This window comes from Streptomyces sp. TSRI0281, from assembly GCF_001905125.1.
In the GTDB taxonomy this organism is placed as follows: domain Bacteria; phylum Actinomycetota; class Actinomycetes; order Streptomycetales; family Streptomycetaceae; genus Streptomyces.
Genome location: NZ_LWLE01000023.1, coordinates 502,167 through 522,697, shown reverse-complemented (window position 1 = coordinate 522,697; position 20,531 = coordinate 502,167). Strand labels below are relative to the sequence as shown.

Here is a 20,531-nt window from a genome sequence, read left to right as displayed (position 1 = left end):
CGAACGACAAGGAGGCGGCGTGAGCAGCGACGCAGCCACCGCGGCCAACGCGACCAGCACCACCCTGCCCAGGATCGACGTCGCGGGCAGCGGCCCCGGCCCGGACGAGGCGACGCCCGCGATCGGCCTCGGGGCCTCGCTCCCGCCCGCCGATGCCCGCGCCAAGACCGAGGGCACCTTCCCGTACGCGGCCGACCTGTGGGCCGAGGGCCTGCTGTGGGCGGCCATACTGCGCTCGCCGCACCCGCACGCCCGGATCCTGTCCGTCGACACCTCCGCCGCCACGGAGATGCCGGGGGTACGCGCCGTCGTCACGCACGAGGACGTGCCGGGGGACAGCGCCTACGGCCGTCAGGTCGTCGACCGCCCGGTGTTCGCGTCCGACCTGGTACGCCACCACGGTGAGCCGATCGCCGCGGTCGCCGCGGACCACCCGGACACGGCGCGTCTGGCGGCTGCGGCCATCGCCGTCGAGTACGAGGTCCTGGAACCGGTCACGGACCCGGAGAAAGCGTTCGCCGCCGAGCCCCTGCACCCCGACGGCAACCTCATCCGGCACATCCCGCTGCGCTACGGCGACGAGGAGGCCACCGGCGACGTCATCGTCGAGGGCCTCTACCGCATCGGCCGCCAGGACCCGGCCCCGATCGGCGCGGAGGCCGGGCTCGCCGTGCCCCGGCCCGACGGCGGCGTGGAGATCTACACGGCGTCCACCGACCCGCACACCGACCGCGACCTGGCCGCCGCCTGCTTCGGCCTGGCTGCGGACCGGGTGAAGATCGTCGTGACGGGCGTCCCCGGCGCGACCGGCGACCGCGAGGACCCGGGCTTCCAGATCCCGCTCGGCCTGCTCGCCCTGCGCACCGGCTGCCCGGTGAAACTGGCCGCCACCCGCGAGGAGTCCTTCCTCGGCCACGCCCACCGCCACCCGACGCTGCTGCGCTACCGCCACCACGCGGACGCGGCGGGCCGGCTGGTCAAGGTCGAGGCCCAGATCCTGCTGGACGCGGGTGCGTACGCCGACTCCTCGTCCGAATCCCTGGCCGCCGCCGTGGCCTTCGCCTGCGGTCCGTACGTCGTCCCGCACGCCTTCATCGAGGGCTGGGCGGTCCGTACGAACAACCCGCCCTCCGGCCATGTGCGCGGCGAGGGCGCGATGCAGGTCTGCGCCGCGTACGAGGGCCAGATGGACAAGCTGGCCGCCAAGCTGGGCCTGGACCCGGCGGAACTGCGCCTGCGCAACGCCCTGTCCACCGGCGACATCCTGCCCACCGGCCAGACGGTGACCTGCCCGGCCCCCGTGGCGGAACTCCTTGGCGCCGTACGGGACTTCCCCCTTCCTGCTCTGCCCAAGGACTCCCCGGAGGACGACTGGCTGCTCCCCGGCGGCCCTGAGGGCGCGGGCGAGCCCGGCGCCGTACGCCGCGGTGTCGGGTACGCGGTGGGCATGGTCCACATGCTGGGTGCCGAGGGCACGGACGAGGTCTCCACGGCCACGGTCCGGGTGCACGACGGCATCGCCACGGTCATCTGCGCGGCGGTGGAAACCGGCCAGGGATTCACCACGCTGGCCCGCCAGATCGTCCAGGAGACCCTGGGCATCGAAGAGGTCCACGTCGCCTCGGTCGACACCGACCAGCCCCCGGCCGGCCCGGCGACGCACGGCCGCCACACCTGGGTGTCGGGCGGCGCGGTGGAACGGGCCGCCAAGATGGTCCGCACCCAGCTCCTCCAGCCGCTGGCCCACAAGTTCGGGATGTCCACCGAGCTTCTCCAGATCGCCGACGGCAAGATCACCTCGTACGACGGCGTCCTGTCCACGACGGTCACGGAGGCGATGGACGGCAAGGAACTCTGGGCCACCGCCCAGTGCCGCCCGCACCCCACCGAACCGCTCGACGATTCCGGCCAGGGCGACGCGTTCGTCGGCCTCGCCTTCTGCGCGATCCGCGCGGTGGTGGACGTCGACATCGAGCTCGGCTCGATCCGGGTGGTCGAGATGGCGGTAGCCCAGGACGTGGGCCGGATCCTCAACCCCGCCCAGCTGGCGATCCGCATCGAGGCGGGCATCACCCAGGGCATCGGCGCGGCCCTCACGGAGAACCTCCGCACCGCCCGTGGCCTGATCCGCCATCCCGACCTCACGGGGTACGCGCTTCCGACTTCTCTGGACGCTCCGGACATTCGCATCGTCAAACTGATCGAAGAACGCGACGTCGTGGCCCCCTTCGGCGCCAAGCCGGTCTCGGCCGTCCCCGTCGTGACCTCCCCGGCAGCAGTGGCCGCCGCCGTCCGTTCGGCAACCGGCCGCCCCGTCAACCGCCTGCCCGTCCGGCCCCAGGCGGCAGTGGCAACACCCAGGTCCTGAATGGCCAATTGACGATGTGATCCGCGTTGCACGTGCAACCCAGGGGTGCGAGTTGTCAGTCATGCTGACTAAAGTGATCCCCAAAGCTGTAGCCAGCTGTAAACGGGGAGGGTGCTGTGGAGCCGACTGAGGCTGCCGTAGCGGGATTCGCGGCGATGCCGTTCGGACCAATCATCGGGGCCGCGCACAGCGCGGTAGGCGAGCTGGTCACCGAACTGTCGTCATTCACGAAGTTCCGCGATCGGATCGACGAGCTGCTGACGGACCTCAAGGCGTCCCCCGCCGCCCCGAACAAGCTGGGCGAAGACCCGGTCGGCAGGAGCGAGTTCGGCGACCCCAGCTGGGCCGAGGCGACCGGCCTGTACACGACGTACAACACGGTCATCACCGAGCTGGAGACCCTCTCGAAGCTCCTCTCGGACTCCATAGAGGGCATGGGCATCGCGGTACTCGCCTCCCACAACGGCTACGAGAACCTAGACATCGACATCCGGCGCCGCATGCTGGCGATCAGCGCGGACGCGACTCAGCACTACGGCGGGGCCTACGACCCGTCGAAGCACGATGGCAAGTCGACACCGGCGCCCACGTCCACCGAGTCCACCGGTGACGGCATCTGATGACAACGACGATCAATGGCATGACACGGGGATAGCGGGGGCTTGATATGGGAACGTCGTTCGAGAACATGTCTCATGAGCAGATGCTGGCCTGGCTGGACCAGGCGAACAGCGGCGCTGTTCAGGGGGCGGCCGACCGACTGCTGAGCGCGGCTACGGAGATCCGCAAGATCGCGGAAGACCTGAAGGTCCGCCCGCAGATGGTGGAATGGAAGGGCGAGGGCGCCGACGCCTTCCGCACGTGGAGCGCGGACCTGGCCAACTCGACGCTGCGCCTGGGCAAGTACAGCGAGGGCGCGTCGGAGTGGCTGGCCAGGGCCTCGGACGCGATCGCCTCGGCACAGGTGGCGATCCCCCGCACCCACGCCGGCGCGGCGGCGAACCTGGCAGCGGCCAAGGAAGCGCGCAACGACCCGGACGCGTCGTTGGTCGCGCAGGAGGCCGCGGCGACCCTGATCGCGGACAAGGAGGCGAACCGCCAGGAAGCGGCCGCGCAGATGCGGAAGCTGGCGGAGTCGTACGCGTTCTCGTCATCGCAGATAAAGGGCCTTGAGAAGCCGGTGTTTCCGCCGCCGCCGGCGATCATTGTGCCGGAGAATCAGGGAAATCTGGACAGTGAGAGTGGGAACTACGCAGTTGGGGGAGCGGGTACGGGCGGAGCCGCCGGACGTTTCACAGGGAGCGCTACGACGTACGCACATGGCCCTGAGTCGCCAGACGGCCAAGTAACACCGCCAGGCGTGCCTACGTCATCCCCCTTGTCGCACGCAACTGTGCCACGGCCGGTGGGCATGGAGATCGACAGTGTCGCTACGCTGCCTGACACTCCAACGGTGCCGTCGACGACTCCGCCCAGCTTGCCGAGTGGCGGCAAGCCTGATGGCGGATATCCGCCGGTAGTGGGAGCACCGCCGCCCGCTGTCGGTAGGAACCCCGCTATGCCTCCCTCGACAAGCGGTGGGGGCAGGGTTTCCCCTTCTGTTCGTCCGCCCGTGTCGGGTTTGGGAAACCCGGGCCCGGGCCTTACCACCCGGCCGCCCGCTACAAACGGAATTTCAGGCGGTCGCCAGGTCCCTCAAACCTCTGGCCGACCGATGGGCGGACTTCCCCGCGGGAATGTCATCGGCAATGAGAACACCCATGGGGGGCGTGCACCCATGGGGCATGGTCCGGCTATGGGTGGCGGTGGCGCGAACCAGAGCGGCATTGTTGGCGGTCGACGCCTTGCAGGTGAGACCGGTGGAATCGTTGGAGGGCGACCGCAGCAGCCCGGTCGCGCCAATGCCCGCCCGTTCACACCCGGCGGAACTGGTTTGGTGCGTGGTTCATCTGACGGTGGCCATGCCTCTGGCCCGATGGGTCGAGGCGGCGCCGGGGTGACGCCGCGTTCAGGTGAGTCACGTCGTGATGAGGGCAGCGACAGGCCGGATTACCTGCTGGAGGACGAGGAGACTTGGCAGCAGGGCGGCCGCCGTGTCGTGCCTCCGGTCATCGACTAAGGCAAGAAATCACTCAAGGGAAATGAATGCGTACCAGCAGTAGTCGCAAGGTAGTTGCTCGGCGAGGGACTGTGGCATCCACTGCGTTGGTTCTGCTGCTGGTTGGCGCTGCTCCTGCATCGGCGGACTCGGTGCGAGGGGATCAGTGGCATCTGGATGCCATGAAGGCTGAAGAGATGTGGGCGGTGAGCACCGGCGCGGACGTGACCGTTGCGGTGATTGATACCGGTGTGGATGCTTCAAACGCCGATCTGCTCGGACAGGTTCTCAAAGGCAAGGATCTTTCTCCTGGGTCACCGGGTGACGAGCGGGATGACTACGACACACATGGCACAGCGATGGCTGGCCTGATTGCTGGCACCGGCAAATCGAATGGAGGCAACGGCGCCTTCGGACTGGCTCCTGGGGTCAAGATTCTCCCTATCCGTATGAGAGATGACGCTGGCAAGGTCAACGGTGCTACGGGGAGTAAGAACTTTAGCGAAGATGTTTCTGCTGGTATCCGATTCGCGGCTGACAGTGGTGCCAAGGTAATCAACGTTTCTCAGGGTAATCAGGCCGGATCGCAAGAGCTGTCCGACGCCGTGAAGTATGCCCTCGAAAAGGGCTCGCTCATTTTTGCTGCGGTAGGAAATACTGGAAATTCCGGGAATCTTGCGCAATACCCTTCGGCAACGCCTGGAGTTGTTGGAGTAAGCGCTATTGATCGAGATCTGAAAAGATCTAAGGAATCTCAGTACGGAACCCAAGTGGACCTTGCTGCTCCTGGAGTGGAGATGGTCCACGCATGCGGGGGGGAAACAGGAATTTGTAAATCTCGCGGCACCAGTGATGCCAGTGCCCTTGCCTCTGCCTCCGCCGCCCTGATTTGGTCCAAGCATCCCGACTGGACCAATAACCAGGTGCTGCGCGTCATGCTCAACACGGCCGGTGGGCCGGTCAGCGGTGATGAGCGCACCGACGCCATCGGCTATGGCATCGTCCGCCCCCGCATCGCCCTGAAGACCCCGGGCGACCCCGGTCCCGCCGATGTCTACCCGCTTCCCGACCTCGCCGCAGCCGAGTCCGCCAAGCCTTCTGCCGAGCCGTCGCCAGCCAAGGGCGGCTCGGAGGCGAACGAGACCCCGGCAGCCGCTGCCCCCGCCGCCGACGACGAGGCCGGTAACACGGCGCTCTGGGTCGGACTCGGTGTCGGGGCGGCCGCTCTCATTGGTGGCGTGGTGGCCGTCACGGTCGTCCGGTCTCGCCGCCGTAGTGCGGCTACTTCCGCCGTACCGCCGTATCAGCAGAGTCAGCTGAGCTACCCGGGCTACGGCCCGCCCCCGGGAGCGCCGGAAGGCCAGCCCCCGTACGGCGGCCCGCCTGCACAGGGCCCGCGCACCTGAGTCCGTCGCCGTCACGGGCACCGGTGTCCACGACGACTTCATGCGGGAGTCGGGCTCCTGGCCGGAGCGACGGCTGTCTTCGTGCTCGTCCGGTCGGGCGGCCCGCCACAAGGTCGTGCCTGAGCTCGCCGAGTTCGGTGGTGAGCTGAGCCAGACCTTGCGGTGAAGGTGGTCGGCCCCTGTGGATAGCCGGGTCCGGCAGCCCTAGCCCTGCGAGCCCGGCTTTCAGTCCTGGACGAGGAGCCCGAGCGGCGTCTCGATCTGCAGCCTCTGCAGGCCGCGCACGATGAAACCGTAGTGGCACAGCGCCGCCGACCACTTCAGGTCGACGTCCAGATCGGCGGCCTGATCTCGGTGTCCAAGCTCAACGAGTATCTGAAGTAACCACGGGGAAAAGATCATGCTGAAGTACGAGGACATCGTCGACGCACCGGTCGACAAGCTGAAGGCGGCCGCGGACGACTGGTCGGAGATGGTCACCAAACTGGACCGGCTGGCCGAGGATGCCACCAACGGAATGAAGGCCAAGGCGGACAAGGCCGAGTGGGAGGGCGAGAACGCCGGTATCACCAAGGCGTTCATCGGCAAGACCGCGAAGGAATTCAAGGACGCGGCGGCCGAGGCCAAGGGTGTCAAGCTCATCCTTGAGGACGCCCACACCGCCATCAAGAAGGCCAAGGACGACCTGGTGGTTGTCCGGGACGTCGACGGCCCGGCGGCGGGCATCCATGTCGACGCCAAGGGCAAGGTCACGGCCCGGCATCCGCTGGAGAACGACAACACGGCGCGGCACGACCCGGACTACAGCGAACTCCTGCGCAAGCAGCGGGATTCGCTTGAGGCGTGGCAGAAGAAGATCGACCTGATCGTCGACAATTGCAACGAGACCGACGTATCGCTCAAGCGGGCCCTGGAGGCCAACGTCAACGAGGGTAAGGACTTCGACGCTCCCGCGTACGACAGTCTCGGTGAGGAGCGCGCGGCCACCAAGGCGGCAGAGGACATGGCGCTGCTGGCGAAGACCAAGGGCGACGATATGTCGCCCGAGGAGTTCAACCGGTTCAGTCAGCAGTTGGCGAAGTACAAGGATGATCCGCTCTTCCAGGAGACGTTCGCCACCACGCTCGGGCCGCGCGGAACACTCGACTTCTGGGCGGACCTCGCCGATCCGAACGACGGCGGTGATCTGGTGCGTAACCACCGGGGAGACATGGCCGAGTTGCAGAAGAACTTCAGCCTGGTGCTGGCGGGCGCCACACAGTCGGACAGCCCGGCGATGCAGAGCTGGGAGCGCGACATGGTGAAGCTCGGCGACGAGCGGATCCAGACCAAGGGTTCTCAGGCCTACGGCTTCCAGATCATGAGCAATTTCATGAGGGTCGGTGACTACGACGACAAGTTCCTCAAGGAATACGGTAACGCGCTGGTCTCCACGGAACAGAAGATGAAGCTGCCCTCCCACTACTGGGAGAACTCGCTGGGCGGACCTGCTGTTCCCAAGCTCAACTTCATGGGTGAGGAATTCGGCCGCGACCCGATGACCGGGTTCATGACCGCACTGTCCAACAGCCCCGATGCAGCGACCGATTTCTTCAATGCGAAGGAACCGAACGACAACGCGCAGTACCTCCTCTCGGGGAAGCGGGACACGTTCGACGACACCCCGCTGAACAGCGGCGATTCGAATCACGCCAATGCGGCAACGGGTAAGGCGCTGCTCGCGGCCGCCACAGGTATGAACCCCCACGACCCGGGCAGCGAGGTCGTGCCGCACACTCCCGAGCACCGGGAGGTGTTGGAGCGCTCGATGAAGTACATAGCCGAAGCAGGCGATGACTTTCCGTCGGAAATGCGGCAGGACATGGCCACGGTTCTGGGAAATCACTCCGATGAAGTGCACTACTCCGCAAGCGCCCAGGCCGATGATCCGAACGACCCGAAGCTCCTTGACCGCAATGATCTGATCGAGGTGACAAAGCAGGTCTCACGTGATCAGCAGGCGTACGGCGTCCTCAATGAGGCCCTCAACCAGGAGATGGTTCGGGACATCCACCAAGACCGTCCCACGGACCCCAAGGAGACCCTGGTGAGGGCCGGGCAGACTACGGGATTCCTTGAGGAAGCCCGCTACCAGGCACTGGAAACCGACAAGAGGGATCCTTCCTGGGACGCCAAGTGGCTCTACCACGGCTTCGGAGGCGCCGCAAACTTCATCCCGGTGGTCGGCGATGCCACCCAGCGCGGAGTGGATGCCCTCGCCTATCGGTGGCAGCTGGAGGAGCAGGGGCGTATCGACGACGAGAATCAGCAGCAGAACGGCAAGGTCTTCACCCAGCGGGAGCAGCAGCTCTCGGAGCTGGCCCGTCAGTGGTCGGCGGTCAACCCGGCCCACGGGCAGAATGCCTACACCCTGACAACTGACATCAATGCGGCGGCGTTCGACGGAAACGCCAGGGCCCGTGGACTCTCGGGGGATCAGTGAACACTCGAACGCACCGGAGCGTACGACGCTCCACCCGGTACACGGTGGCCGTCGGTCTGGGCATGGCCATTCTGGCCCTGACATCGTGCGGCGACGACGGTGGCCGTGGGTACGCCGTACCCGATCGTCTCTGCGGGATCGAAATCGACGCGGATGCCCTGGCCCCATTGCTGCCGGATGGCAAGGAGATCACGGAGCGAAAGTTTGATGTCGGGTCCGAACGGCTCTCCTGCACGCTTTCGGTCGACTCGGACTTCTCGCTGAGTGTGAAGGGAGACCTTCTGGCGGCCGACGCAGATCCCTTCAAGTCGGCCGACTGGAGCATGCGCCTGGGAGGCGACTCCAGGCCCTCGCCCAGCGCACTGGAAAGCGGCGCGTTGATCAGGGACAGCTTGGCGGTTGCCGTGAAACCGTGCCGTTATGAGGACTCCGCCAGGAGGTATGCCGTTCTGGTGGAATTGGTAGGCAGCAATCAATCGCCGGAGGACTCCGCGGAACGTGGTCTGGCTCTGTCGAAATTCGCCGATGATTTCGTTCCGGCCGCGGTCCAGGCCCAGGGCTGCGCCTGAGTCGGGCAGCGTCCCTGTGACTCGGTCACCGGTACGCCGTCCCGTGAGAAGCATGGCCGCAGGAAACGCTTCCGCGCCCTGATCCCCCCGCTCCCCCGCGGCGTACCTCGCGTCTCGGCTGACTTCAATGGCCGCCGCACAGGACATCACGGTGATCGCGGTCGATCCGGCCTGCACCAGCAGGTGGGGCACTCAGCACTGGCAAGACCCCCTGACCACCCCCACGCAACAGACCGCCTGGGATGATGCCGCAGGCATGGTGATCGGAAGGCGCGCCCAGGATTATGGGGCGCGGCGACGGGCGGCACCGCCCCATGTGACCTGAGCGATCGCATGGGGCATCGGACGGCCTCGGCCGCACACCCCGTCCCCTTGGGCATGAGGGAATCCGACCACCCCGGACCGGCCCACCACCACGAGTGGTGCCGTCGGCGGGACGCGAAAGCGGCAACCCACCTCGCCCAACACGCTTCGGGACGAGCGCAGCGAGCGGGAGTGGACGAGCGACCCACTCCCGCTCATGGAACAGAACGGTTATCAGCGGCGACCCCGAGCACCCCCGGCCTCCGCCGCTGACCAAAGTGATCTCCGAGCTTCGACGGGGAGGTTGCTGCGCTGCGGCCGTTCTTGTTGGTGCCGGTGTGGCGGTCGTGGCCGTCCGGTCGCGTCGCCGAAACGCAGCCGCAGCACCGCCGGCTGCTCCGTATCCGCCGCAGTACCCAGGGCAGGCGCCGCCCGCGTACCAGCAACAGCCGCAGGCTCAACTTCCGCACCTGGGCTACGGGCCGCTGCCGAGTCCTCCTCCGCCCAACCCGCCATACGGCGGCACTCCCGGGCAGGATCCCCGGGGCTGACTTGTACCGAAGCGGCGCGGTGCCGATATCGGACGGTCTACTGAGCCGTCTGCGCGTCGGAATCTCTGTGAGTCGGGAGCAGGTAACTGAGAGGTTGGCGGAGTGGCGGAAGCCTTAGGCGGCTGGCGGCCACTCCGTTCTCCCGAGGAAACCTCAAGGAACGGGTCAGTGTGAACGGGTCTCCCCGTACTTCCTGACGCGTACAGGTGCCGGGCGGGGCGGGGCGAGCCAGACGAGGGTGGTGGGACGTCGCGTGATGCGACGTCCCACCACCCTCGGTGCTGTTTCGGGTAGAGGCGGAGCGGCCGGAACGTAACCCTGCGGATGGCTATATGTAGTTGGCGCGGGAAAGTGGTCTCATTCTGGGCTGTGGGAGCCGATGCCGAGCGACTAACGTGGTTGCGCTTAGGGAAGAAGCGATCGGCTTCGGTGGCATCTGGGATTGAGTACGGGGGATTACGTGACGTTCGACTCAGAATGGGCGACGCTTCGTGCCGAATCGACGCAGCGGGTCGATATGAGATTGAACGGTGTGCTGTCGGGGCCGGGTAGTCCAGACGAGCCATCATCCGCCGATCTCGCTGTCAACCAGGACAGCTTGGCCACCATAGGACATGAGGCATACGCTCTGCGGACGCGACTGACGGCGGACAGTGATTGTGCCCGCGTCTCCACCTTCGACGCGTCCACCAAGCTCACCAACGGGAACTTCGATTGCGGATCGGGGCTTCTGAAGGTCCACGACCAGTGGAACACGCACCGCCACACGCTGCTCGACGCGTGTGCTCAGATTTCGAATCATCTCAATTACACGAAGTCGGCCCACCAGAAGGATGACGTCCAGATCGGCGCCGATCTGATTTCGGTGTCCAAGCTCAACGAGTACATGAAGTAATCCGCAGGGGAATAGATCATGTTGAAGTACGAGGACATCGTCGATGCGCCTGTCAGTCAGCTGAAGGCCGCCGCGGACGACTGGGACGAAATGTTCGCCAAGCTGACCAAGCTGGCCACCGCTGCCGAAGAGGGAATGAAGGCCAAGGCGGACAAGGCAGAGTGGGAAGGCGTCAATGCGGGTATCACCAAGAAGTTCATCGGGAAGACCGCCCAGGAGTTCAAGGATGCCGCTGCTGAGGCCAAGGGTGTCAAGAAGATCCTGAACGAGGCCCATACGGCGATCAAGAAGGCCAGGGATGACCTGGTGAACATCCGAGATGACGAAGGGCGCGCGGCGGGCATTCATGTCGATGCTAAAGGAAAGGTGACGGCACGCCACCCGCTGGGTAAGGACGATGCTGCACGGCGCGAGCCCGACTACGCCGAACTCCTGCGCAATCAGCGGGAAGCCGTCGAGATGTGGCAGAAGAAGGTCGATGTCATCGTGGACAACTGCAATGACGTGGATGCGGCGGTCAAGCGGGCACTTGAGGCCAACGTCTCCGAGGGGCGTGACTTCAGTGCACCCAAGTACAAGAACCTGGACCAGGAGGAGGCGGCCTATGCTGCCAATTTGGCATCCAAGGGTCCAGGCATCACACATACGGAACTGCAATCGCTGAATGAAGTGCTGCGCGAACGAGGGAAGTCCCCTGAGTTCGCTAAGGCGTTCTATGAAAAACTCGGCCCCGAGGAATCGCTCACCTTTTTCGGTCAACTCTCGACGAGCGCGCACGAGTACGGAAAGGTGGACAAGGAGCGGCTGGCAGATGTCCAGGCACTCCAGCGCAACCTAGGCCTGAACCTGGCTACCGCATCGCACGACAAGGCATTTTCGGTCGAATGGGGGCCGGAGCTGCGCAGGCTGGGTACGGAGCAGATTCCGCTGGCCAAGAATGACCGCGGTGGTGCGTATGGTTATCAGTTGCTGGGTGGGATTATGCGGTACGGGAACTATGATGCGAAGTTCCTCAACCCGATTGCCGAGCATGTTATGCAGCTGCACCAGAAGAACCCAAACTTTTTCGCGAATACCAATCAGGCCACTGCCTACGTGGGAAACCCGTTCAACCCTTCGGCGCAGAATGGATCCGGTTTCGATCCGACCACAGCGATGCTGGAGGCGTTGGGTCACAGTCCGGATGCCGCAAAGAAGTTCTTCACCGATGACCCGACTGCGTACAACGATGACGGCACGGTCAATAAAGAGGGTACGGCGGACTTGGGTAAAGGGGAGGGCGGTGAGCCGATTGAGAAGTATCTTGACTTCTTCGGTAACGATAAATGGAAGTCGTTCCCGGACACCGGCCTTGACAACCCAGGTGCTTCTGATGCGACCCGCCAGTACATGCCGGACGCGCTCGGGCATGCTCTGGAGTCGGCGACCCTCGGGTATCCGTACGACAGCCCGGATGCGAAGGTGGTGCGGGACTCCGACAATGCGGCGATCATGCAGCAGGTCATGGAGAAGTACGGTTCGGACGCGGGGCTCCTCAATGAGCAGAAGGCGATGGCGGACAGCCTGGGAGTCATGGGCGCCGGGTACATCGACGACATCAACTGGGCCCTGGAGAAGAACGAGAATGACAGTGTCTTCGCGCCCAGTAGGAACCTGGACGGGCATCTGAAATTTGACGATCTCAACGGCACGGAAAGTCGCTCCATCGCACGCGATTTTCTCAGTGTCCTTGGGCAGCACCCTGACGCTTATGCGACGATCTCCAAAGCGGAGCAGATTTATACAACCAGCGTGCTGGAAACACAGGTCGGCGATAGCGGGAAGATTGACATCGGTGGTGCACGGGCGGCCGTGGGCACCGGTGCCGAAGTGCAGGGAATGCTCGACCAGTCGAGGGCGGACCAGGTCGGGGCGGAGTACCAGAAGAAGCACGAGGAATACGAGAAGGCTGTAGCAGCCCGATCTGGATGGGTTGAGTTCGGTGCCACTACGGCACTTGTTGCTGGTGTTGCCTTTCTCCCGGTTACTGCCGCTGTGGGTGCCGCTGCGGTTCTTATCCCGTTGGCTACTGATACCGCTGCCGCCGGTATGGAGCAACTCATCGGACAGGTCATTGGTGATGTCTCCGCCAACTCGGTTGATGAGAACAAGGAGAAGATTGAAGACCTTAACGAGGAGCAGAGGAAGAGGATCTACTTCGCCGGTGAATACATGGCAGAGGCACCCATGGAAAGGTTTTTGAATTATCACGCGGCAGACGTGGACAGTAAATTCAAGCAGGATCTGAAGGAATCGATGCGGATCGGATACGCGGCTGGGAACGATCGGGAGAATCAGCAGGGAAGTGACCCTGAGACCGGCTGACCGCAGGGCGCGCCGGGTGGTGAAGGGTGCGAGGGCGAATGGAGCGTGAGCGGTGCGGGCGAAAAATGCGCTAACAGTAACGGCACTGCTGCTGGTCGTTGGGGCCAGCGCAGTTGCCTGCGGGGCCGAGGGGAGGCCGGAGCCGCCGTATGTCGGCGCGGGTGAAGTGTGCGGGGGCGTGTTCGCCGGGCCGTTGGAGGAGACGGTCGAATCCGTCGTGGGTGCCGCATCCTTCGACCGGTCGGACACCAAGGGCATGGATCGGGTGGTCGAGGCGCTCAGGGATGGTCACGCGTCGGGCCGCAGCTGGTCGTCCAGGAAAGAACTATGTGAAATGAGCCCTGAGGGCGTAAATCCTCGCAACGTTGCCAGGATCTCATTCTGGAACTATGCGCCGCGGGACGTAGGGGATCCGAATCTCGATAGCGGGGGCCGTCTGTTTGCTGTGGGCAAGGAGGCCACGGCGGGGCGTGCTTCTGCATCCCTCTATTTCGAGTGTTCAAGTCCCCTGCTCAAGGGGTCGCGGGAGCGTCCGGCGCGCATCGCGGGAGCGCTCGGGGCCGGGAAGGATCGAGGGGCGGAGGTGGAGTACCTGGCGGCCAATCTGACCGTTCTGCATGCCGCATCCCTCGCCGTCGCCAAGGAGCTCGAATGCGAGAACAACGCCGGGCTGCCCGAGAAGCTGGATCCGGACCTTCAGCCTCTGCCGTAGGGCTTGTGGGGGCTGAGTCCGTATGGCAGGGACGCCGCTCGGATCGAGCGGTCTGACCGTTTGTGTTGAGCGGATGACAGCGCCGGCAGCGAGCCGTCGGCACCGTTGTCCGATATCGGATTCGACAGGTGGTCTGACCGGACACCGTCGCGGCTGCCGGGTGGGACGGGACGTCGGTCCGGCTGCACGGGCATCGGCATCCGGTGAGTGGTGGGTGTCGTCATCTCTGAGCGGACGCTCTCCCGCGTGAGCGACTTCGGTGGACTCTGTGTCGGTGATCCGGTGATCCGGTGTCCGCGAGGGTGGGCCTCCCTGGGTGGCGGCCGACAGGGTGGTGCTCCGTCGTGGGCCGGGCGGGGTGGGCGGGGTGGTGGAGCGGTTCGTTCCGGGGGAAGGCGGCGCGCCGTGGAGTGGCCATCGGAAATGGAACCGTCTGCCTGGCTTTATGCGTTTGGGGGCGGAAAGTGATCTCGTCCCGACGTGACTTGGCCGAAACTGAGCCGCTAGCGTGGGTGTCATTGGTAGCGGAGCGGCAGGCTTCGGTGGCATCTGGGATTGAGTACGGGGGATTACGTGACGTTCGACTCAGAATGGGCGACGCTTCGTGTCGAATCGACGCAGCGGGTCGATATGCGGCTGAACGGTGTGCCGGCGGAGCCGGGAGGGCCCGGTGGGCCGGTCACCGCGGATCTTGCGGTGAACAAGGACAACCTGGGTGCTATCGGGCACGAGGCGTACGGTCTGCGGACCCGGGTGTCGAAGGATGGTGATCATGCCCGTCCTTCGACGTTCGACGCGGCCATCGCGCTCACCAACGGGAACTTCGAGAGCGGGTCGGGGCTTCTGAAGGTCCATGACCGGTGGAACACGCATCTGAAGACGCTGCTCGACGCGTGTGCGCAGATTTCGAATCACCTCAATTACACGACGTCGTCTCTCCAGAAGGACGATGTCCAGATCGCCGGGGATCTCATCTCGGTCTCCAAGCTCAGTGAGTATCTGAAGTAATCCCCGGGGGAATTGACGTGCTGAAGTACGCAGACATTGTCGATGCGCCCATCGGCAAGCTCCAGACGGCTGTGACCGACTGGACGGAGATGGTCACCAAGCTGGACAAGCTGGCCACGGATGCCAATGACGGGATGAAGACCAAGGCGGACAAGGCCGAGTGGGAGGGCGAGAACGCCGGTATCACCAAGGCGTTCATCGGCAAGACCGCCAACGAGTTCAAGGACGCCGCCGCCGAGGCCAAGGGTGTCAAGCTGATCCTGGAGGACGCCCACACGGCCATCAAGAAGGCCAAGGACGACCTGGTGAACATCCGGGACGTCGAGGGGCGTGACGCGGGCATCCACGTCGATGCCCAGGGCAAGGTGACGGCCCGGCATCCGCTGGAGGATGACAACACGGCCCGGCACGACCCGGATTACCCCCAGCTGCTGAGCAAGCAGCGGGCGTCCATCGAGGCGTGGCAGAAGAAGATCGACCTGATCGTCGACAACTGCAACGACACCGACGTGGCTTTCAAGAACGCCCTTGAGGCCAACGTCACCGAGGGCCAGGACTTCAGCGCCCCGAAGTACCAGAACCTCGACCAGGAGGAAGCGGCCCGCGCCGCCGACCTGGCCTCCAAGGGCCGCGACATCAATCACACCGAGCTCGCGGCGCTCAATGAACTCCTGCACGACAACAGCAAGTCGCCGGAGTTCTCGAAGAACTTCTACGAGAAGCTCGGCCCGGAGAAGGCCCTCGCGTTCTTCGGGCAGCTCTCGACCGACACGTACGACTACGGCAAGGTCGACAAGGAGCGCCTGAAGGACGTCCAGGACCTCCAGAAGAACCTCGGCCTCAACCTGGCCACCGCCTCGCAGGACCCCAAATTCACGGCCGAGTGGGGGCCGGAGCTGCGCAAGCTCGGCACCGAGCGCATCCCGCTGGCCAAGTACGACAGCAACGGGCCGTTCGGCTACCAGCTGCTCGGCGGCATCATGCGGTACGGGAACTACGACGCGAAGTTCCTCAACCCGATCGCCGAGCACGTGGCGCAGCTGCACCAGAAGGACCCGTACATGTTCGCCGACAACAAGCAGGTGAACAGCCCCTTCAAGAACCCGTTCAACCCGTCCGGGGTGAACGGTTCAGGCTACGACCCGTCCGTCGCCATGCTGGAGGCCCTCGGGCACAGCCCGGACGCCTCGAAGCACTTCTTCACCGATCCGCCGACCGCGTACAACGAGGACGGCACCGTCAACAAGGGTGCGACGGCCGACCTCGGCAAGAAGGACGGCGAGGCGATCGACAACTACCTCGACTTCTTCGGGAACGAGAAGTGGGAGTCCTACGGGGACGTCGACTCGCTCGACCCGGACGAGCTCAAGAGGTCGCTCAACTACATGCCGGACGCCCTGGGGCACGCCCTGGAGTCGGCGACCCTCGGGTACCCGTTCGACAGCCCGGACGCAACCGCCGTGCGGGACGCGGACAACGCCGATGTCATGCGTCAGGTGATGGAGAAGTACGGCTCGGACGCGGGTCTGCTCAAGCAGCAGGAATCGATGGCCGACAGCCTCGGGAACATGGGCGCGGGCTACATCGACGACATCAACTGGTCCTTGGACAAGAACAACCCGGACAGCGTGTTCGCGCCGACCAAGAACCCCGAGGGGCACCTCGACTTCTCCGACCTCGCGGGCCAGGACGGCGGCCGGGACGCCGCGCGCGGCTTCCTCAGCGCTCTGGGGCAGCACCCCGACGCGTACGCCACCGTCTCCAAGGCCGAGCAGATCTACACCACCAGTGTCCTGGAGGCGCAGTACCAGGACGGGAACATCAAGGAGGGCGCGGCCCGGTCGACCGTGCACGTCGGCGCCGAGGTGCAGGGCATGCTCGACCAGTCACGGGCCGACCAGGTCGAGGCGACGAACCTCAAGACCCACGAGGACTACGAGAAGGCCGTGGCCAAGCGGGCCGGCTGGGTCGAGTTCGGGGCCGGTGCGGCGGTCGCCGCCGGTGTCGCGTTCCTGCCGGTCACCGCGGCGGTGGGGACGGCGGCCGTCCTCATCCCGCTGGCGACGGACACGGCGAGCGGGGCCGCGGAACAGCTCATCGGCCAGGTCGTCGGCGATATCTCCGACAACTCCGTGGACAAGAACAAGGAGAAGGTCGAAGAACTCACCAGGGAGGAGAAGACCAAGGTCTACTCCGCCGGTGAATCGATGGCCGAGGCGCCCATGGAGAAGTTCATGGCCCTGCACCACATCGACATCAACAGCGATCTGGGCCAGGACCTCAAGGAAGCGATGCGAATCGGGTACGGGACCGGTAACGACCGCGAGAATCAGCAGGGCAACGACCCCGAGACCGGCTGACGCGGCGGGTGCGTGGACACGAGGGCTGTTCCGCCACGGAACGCGGGACAGCCCTCGGGCGGAAGGATCGGCGATGAAGGGCGTGGGACCGGTGCGAGTAGTGAGGGCGCTGTCCGTGATCGGGCTGGTGCTGACCGTCGGGGCGGGCGCGGTGGCGTGCGGTTCCGAGGAGAAGAAGGAGTCGCCGTACGTGGGCGCCGGGGAAGTGTGCGGGGGTGTGTTCGCCGGTCCGTTGGAGAAGACCGTCGAAACCGTCACGGGCGCCACGTCCTTCGACCGGACCGGCGGGAAGCGCATGGACCGGGTGGTCGAGGCGATCAAGAAGGGCCATGAATCGGGCCGCAGCTGGGCGACGGGCGCCGATCTCTGTGTCCTGGGTGCGGAAGGCGCCGGCCGGCGCGACGACGTGAAGATCAATTTCTCGATCTACGCGCCCCAGGATGTAGGAGACACGGACCTTCGCGGGGGCGCCCGCATGTTCTCCATGGGCAAGGAGGCCACGGCAGGGACTGTCGGGGCCCGTATCAACTTCGAATGCGTCAGCCCGCAGCTGGAGGGTTCGAAGGAACGGCCCGCGCGCATCAAGGGGGGCTTCGGGAACGCGAAGGACCGGGGGCCCGCCCCGGAGAATCTGGCAGCCAACCTGACTCTCGCCCATGCCGCGTCGCTCGCCGTGGCCAAGAAGCTCGGATGCGAGGACAACGGTGGTCTGCCGGAGAAGCCGGACCTCCAGCCCCTGCCGTAGCCGGTCCGCCCGCAGGCCGCGGCCCGCCCCCCGGTGAGCTGCGGCCCGCTGGAGGGGACCGCCGCGCCCCGCACGCGGAAGAGGCCGCCCCGACCGGGGCGGCCTCTTCTCGTGGATCGCGTACAGCGGAACCGGAGACCGTGACCGGATTCGAACCGGTGTAACTCGAGTTGCAGTCGAGCCCCTGAGCCTCTCGGGCACACGGTCGGGGTGTGGTGCCTCCTGCTTCGGGGTGTTTCCCCGTCGCTGCTGTCGACCGTAGAGCGGGCGGGGGTGGCACTCAAGGGGTTGGGGCGCGCCGCAATACGACTGCCATACGCCGTTCACGACCGGAGCCGCCGGGCCTACGACCAAGGGATGAGTCCGGGGCGGTACATCGACAGGGTTCAAACGTTTTGTCGCCCCTTACGCTTGGGCCATGACCGCCCCCGAACCCCGTGACGTCGACGTCGCGCCCCCTGTGCAGCACCCCGCCCCGGACCCGATGCCGGAACGGATATCCGACGTCGCCGTCGGCGACCCGGGCGATGCCGGAGAAGGGGTCCTCGGGCGGACCTACCGGGCGCTCAGCATCGGCATCGTCTCCGTCGTGCTCCTGATCGCGTTCGAGGCGACCGCCGTCGGTACCGCGATGCCGGTAGCCGCGCGGGAGCTGAACGGCATTCCGCTGTACGCGTTCGCGTTCTCCGCGTACTTCACCACCAGCCTGTTCGCCATGGTGCTCTCCGGGCAGTGGGCCGACCGGCGCGGGCCGCTCGGGCCGCTCGCCACCGGGATCAGCGCCTTCGCGGTCGGGCTGCTGCTCTCCGGCGCCGCGAGCGGCATGTGGATGTTCGTCGCGGGACGGGCCGTCCAGGGGCTCGGCGGCGGACTGGTGATCGTCGCCCTGTACGTGGTGATCGGGCGGGCCTACCCGGAGAGGATCCGGCCCTCCATCATGGCCGCCTTCGCGGCGAGCTGGGTGATCCCCTCCGTCGTCGGACCGCTCGCCTCCGGAACGGTGACCGAGCACCTCGGCTGGCGCTGGGTCTTCGTCGGTATCCCCGTGCTCATCGTCTTCCCGCTTGCCCTGGCGCTCCCGGCGATCCGACGCATGGCCTCCGGCCCTGCGGACCCGAACGCGCCCGCCCTGCCGTACGACCGCCGCCGCATCCGGCTCGCGCTCGGCATCTCGGTGGGCGCGGGGCTGCTCCAGTACGCGGGGCAGGAGCTGAACTGGTTCGCCCTGCTGCCCGCTGCCGCGGGGGTCGCGCTGCTGGTTCCGGCCGTGCGCGGGCTGCTCCCGCACGGCACGGTGCGGGCGGCGCGCGGGCTGCCTTCGGTGGTGCTGCTGCGCGGGATCTCCGCCGGTTCGTTCATCGCCGCCGAGTCCTTCGTACCGCTGATGCTGGTGACCCAGCGCGGGCTGACCCCGACGATGGCCGGGCTCTCCCTCGCCGTCGGCGGCGCGACCTGGGCGCTCGGTTCGTACGTGCAGTCCCGGCCGCGCCTGGAGGTGCACCGGGAGCGGCTCATGGTGACCGGCATGGTGCTGGTCGCCGCGTCGATCGCCGCCGCGCCCTCCGTACTGATCGAGGCCGTACCGGTCTGGGTCGTCGCCGTCGCGTGGGCCTTCGGGTGCTTCGGCATGGGCATGGTCATCGCATCGACGAGCGTCCTGCTGCTGAAGCTGTCGGCCCCCGAGGAAGCGGGGTCCAACTCCGCCGCGCTCCAGATCTCGGACGGTCTCTCGAACGTCCTGCTGCTGGCCGCCGGGGGCGCCGCCTTCGCCGCGCTCGGCGGCGGGGCGGTGGGGGCGGCGCACGGGGCGGTGGAGTCGGGAGCGTCCGGTTCGCACCCGGGGGCGTTCGCCGCGGTCTTCCTGCCGATGGCGGGGGTGGCGCTGGTGGGGGCGTGGGTGGCGGCCCGGGTACGGGTTAAGTAGCGGCACCGATGGTACCGCGCGGTACCATCGATCCATGGCTGGTCTGAATCTGCGGTTCACCGAGGAAGAGCTGGACGCCCTGCGCGCACGCGCCGAGGCGGAGGGGCGGAGCATGCAGTCGTTCGCCCATGACGCGGTGATCACCGCCATCAACGAGCACGCCCGGCTTTTCAATGAGGCTGCGGATCATGTCCTGAAGGCGAGCGAGGAGCTCAACCGGAGGCTCGCCTGATGCAGTACCTGACGCTGCCCGAGCTGCTGAGCCTCGCGGAGCGACTGGGAGCGGCCGAGGTACGCGACTACGGGCTGCTCGATTCGGCTCTGGCGAGGCCGCAGGCGAGTGTGTTCGGCCAGGACGCGTATCCGGACGTGTGGCAGAAGGCCGCGGCTCTGATGGAGTCCCTGGCGCGCAACCACTCGCTGGTGGACGGCAACAAGCGCATCGCCTGGTACGCGACCTGGGTCTTTCTGCACATGAACGGGCATCCGCTCAACGCGAGCTTCGATGTGGACGAGGCGGAGACGTTCGTGCTGGATGTGTGCCAGGGCGCCCTGGACATGCCCAAGATCGCCGAACAGCTGCCCGGGTTCGCCGTGTAGGCACTCCTGTGAAGAGCGTCTCAACGGGCCCGAACCACGGCTCGTTCGTACGGGGTTCCGGCCGGCCCGCCGGTAAGGTGGCCCGGTTGTCGTATCTCGTACGAGGTCGTGCGAGCTCACTACGGACAGCGCCCCACGTACCCGAG

The 20,531-nt window shown here is 66.1% G+C and carries 16 protein-coding genes and 1 tRNA gene; 14 read left to right on the top strand and 3 right to left on the bottom strand.

What is annotated here, in order from left to right:
• The first annotated feature begins 19 nt into the window (after positions 1 to 19).
• Together A6A29_RS27375 and A6A29_RS27370 are read left to right on the top strand one after the other, a co-directional pair.
• Entirely contained in the window at positions 20 to 2,368 is a 2,349-nt protein-coding gene (locus A6A29_RS27375) for a xanthine dehydrogenase family protein molybdopterin-binding subunit (RefSeq protein ID WP_073723785.1), read from the top strand.
• A gap of 155 nt (positions 2,369 to 2,523) precedes the next feature.
• Positions 2,524 to 2,988, top strand: coding sequence for a hypothetical protein (locus A6A29_RS27370; protein ID WP_079183037.1), 465 nt, complete (start codon positions 2,524 to 2,526; stop codon positions 2,986 to 2,988).
• A gap of 121 nt (positions 2,989 to 3,109) precedes the next feature.
• On the opposite strand, the gene A6A29_RS43425 is transcribed toward A6A29_RS27370, so the two are convergent.
• The gene (locus A6A29_RS43425) at positions 3,110 to 3,574 is read right to left on the bottom strand and encodes a hypothetical protein (protein ID WP_079183036.1); all 465 of its coding nucleotides are present in this window, start codon (positions 3,572 to 3,574) and stop codon (positions 3,110 to 3,112) included.
• Positions 3,575 to 4,513: 939 nt separating this feature from the next.
• On the opposite strand from A6A29_RS43425, the gene mycP reads away from it, so the two are divergent.
• Positions 4,514 to 5,872, top strand: coding sequence for a type VII secretion-associated serine protease mycosin (gene mycP / locus A6A29_RS27360; RefSeq protein WP_073723783.1), 1,359 nt, complete (start codon positions 4,514 to 4,516; stop codon positions 5,870 to 5,872).
• A gap of 225 nt (positions 5,873 to 6,097) precedes the next feature.
• On the opposite strand, the gene A6A29_RS44985 is transcribed toward mycP, so the two are convergent.
• Entirely contained in the window at positions 6,098 to 6,274 is a 177-nt protein-coding gene (locus A6A29_RS44985; RefSeq protein WP_158074473.1) for a hypothetical protein, read from the bottom strand.
• Here A6A29_RS44985 and A6A29_RS27355 point away from each other — a divergent pair.
• The 8 genes from A6A29_RS27355 to A6A29_RS27320 all read left to right on the top strand — a co-directional run bounded on the left by A6A29_RS27355 (position 6,273) and on the right by A6A29_RS27320 (position 17,861).
• Complete coding sequence (locus tag A6A29_RS27355; RefSeq protein WP_073723782.1) at positions 6,273 to 8,354, top strand: hypothetical protein; 2,082 nt, start codon at positions 6,273 to 6,275, stop codon at positions 8,352 to 8,354. The genes A6A29_RS44985 and A6A29_RS27355 overlap by 2 nt on opposite strands.
• 62 nt (positions 8,355 to 8,416) lie before the next feature.
• Positions 8,417 to 8,923 (top strand): hypothetical protein, encoded by a 507-nt coding sequence (locus A6A29_RS27350; RefSeq protein WP_073723987.1) that lies wholly within the window; start codon positions 8,417 to 8,419, stop codon positions 8,921 to 8,923.
• Between the two features lie 1,314 nt (positions 8,924 to 10,237).
• Positions 10,238 to 10,672, top strand: a complete 435-nt coding sequence (locus tag A6A29_RS27345) for a hypothetical protein (RefSeq protein WP_073723780.1) — start codon at positions 10,238 to 10,240, stop codon at positions 10,670 to 10,672.
• An 18-nt stretch (positions 10,673 to 10,690) separates the two neighbouring features.
• Positions 10,691 to 13,036, top strand: a complete 2,346-nt coding sequence (locus A6A29_RS27340; RefSeq protein WP_073723778.1) for a DUF6571 family protein — start codon at positions 10,691 to 10,693, stop codon at positions 13,034 to 13,036.
• Between the two features lie 52 nt (positions 13,037 to 13,088).
• On the top strand, positions 13,089 to 13,748 hold the full coding sequence (locus tag A6A29_RS44980; RefSeq protein ID WP_073723776.1) for a hypothetical protein: 660 nt from the start codon (positions 13,089 to 13,091) through the stop codon (positions 13,746 to 13,748).
• A gap of 573 nt (positions 13,749 to 14,321) precedes the next feature.
• Positions 14,322 to 14,756: a hypothetical protein gene (locus tag A6A29_RS27330; protein ID WP_073723774.1), complete on the top strand. Its 435-nt coding sequence runs from the start codon at positions 14,322 to 14,324 to the stop codon at positions 14,754 to 14,756.
• A gap of 17 nt (positions 14,757 to 14,773) precedes the next feature.
• Entirely contained in the window at positions 14,774 to 17,116 is a 2,343-nt protein-coding gene (locus A6A29_RS27325) for a hypothetical protein (protein WP_073723772.1), read from the top strand.
• Positions 17,117 to 17,189: 73 nt separating this feature from the next.
• Entirely contained in the window at positions 17,190 to 17,861 is a 672-nt protein-coding gene (locus tag A6A29_RS27320) for a hypothetical protein (protein WP_073723770.1), read from the top strand.
• A 135-nt stretch (positions 17,862 to 17,996) separates the two neighbouring features.
• Here A6A29_RS27320 and A6A29_RS27315 read toward each other — a convergent pair.
• A tRNA-Cys gene (locus tag A6A29_RS27315) sits at positions 17,997 to 18,068 on the bottom strand.
• Positions 18,069 to 18,279: 211 nt separating this feature from the next.
• Between A6A29_RS27315 and A6A29_RS27310 the strand changes: the two genes are divergently transcribed.
• The 3 genes from A6A29_RS27310 to A6A29_RS27300 are packed head-to-tail and all read left to right on the top strand — an operon-like array spanning position 18,280 to position 20,385.
• Positions 18,280 to 19,785 carry an MFS transporter gene (locus A6A29_RS27310; RefSeq protein WP_073723768.1) on the top strand — a complete coding sequence of 502 codons (1,506 nt, stop codon included), beginning with the start codon at positions 18,280 to 18,282 and terminating at the stop codon, positions 19,783 to 19,785.
• A gap of 34 nt (positions 19,786 to 19,819) precedes the next feature.
• Complete coding sequence (locus A6A29_RS27305) at positions 19,820 to 20,017, top strand: Arc family DNA-binding protein (RefSeq protein WP_073723766.1); 198 nt, start codon at positions 19,820 to 19,822, stop codon at positions 20,015 to 20,017.
• Positions 20,017 to 20,385 carry a type II toxin-antitoxin system death-on-curing family toxin gene (locus A6A29_RS27300; RefSeq protein ID WP_073723764.1) on the top strand — a complete coding sequence of 123 codons (369 nt, stop codon included), beginning with the start codon at positions 20,017 to 20,019 and terminating at the stop codon, positions 20,383 to 20,385. The genes A6A29_RS27305 and A6A29_RS27300 overlap by 1 nt, the downstream gene beginning before the upstream one ends.
• The last annotated feature ends 146 nt before the right edge of the window (positions 20,386 to 20,531 follow it).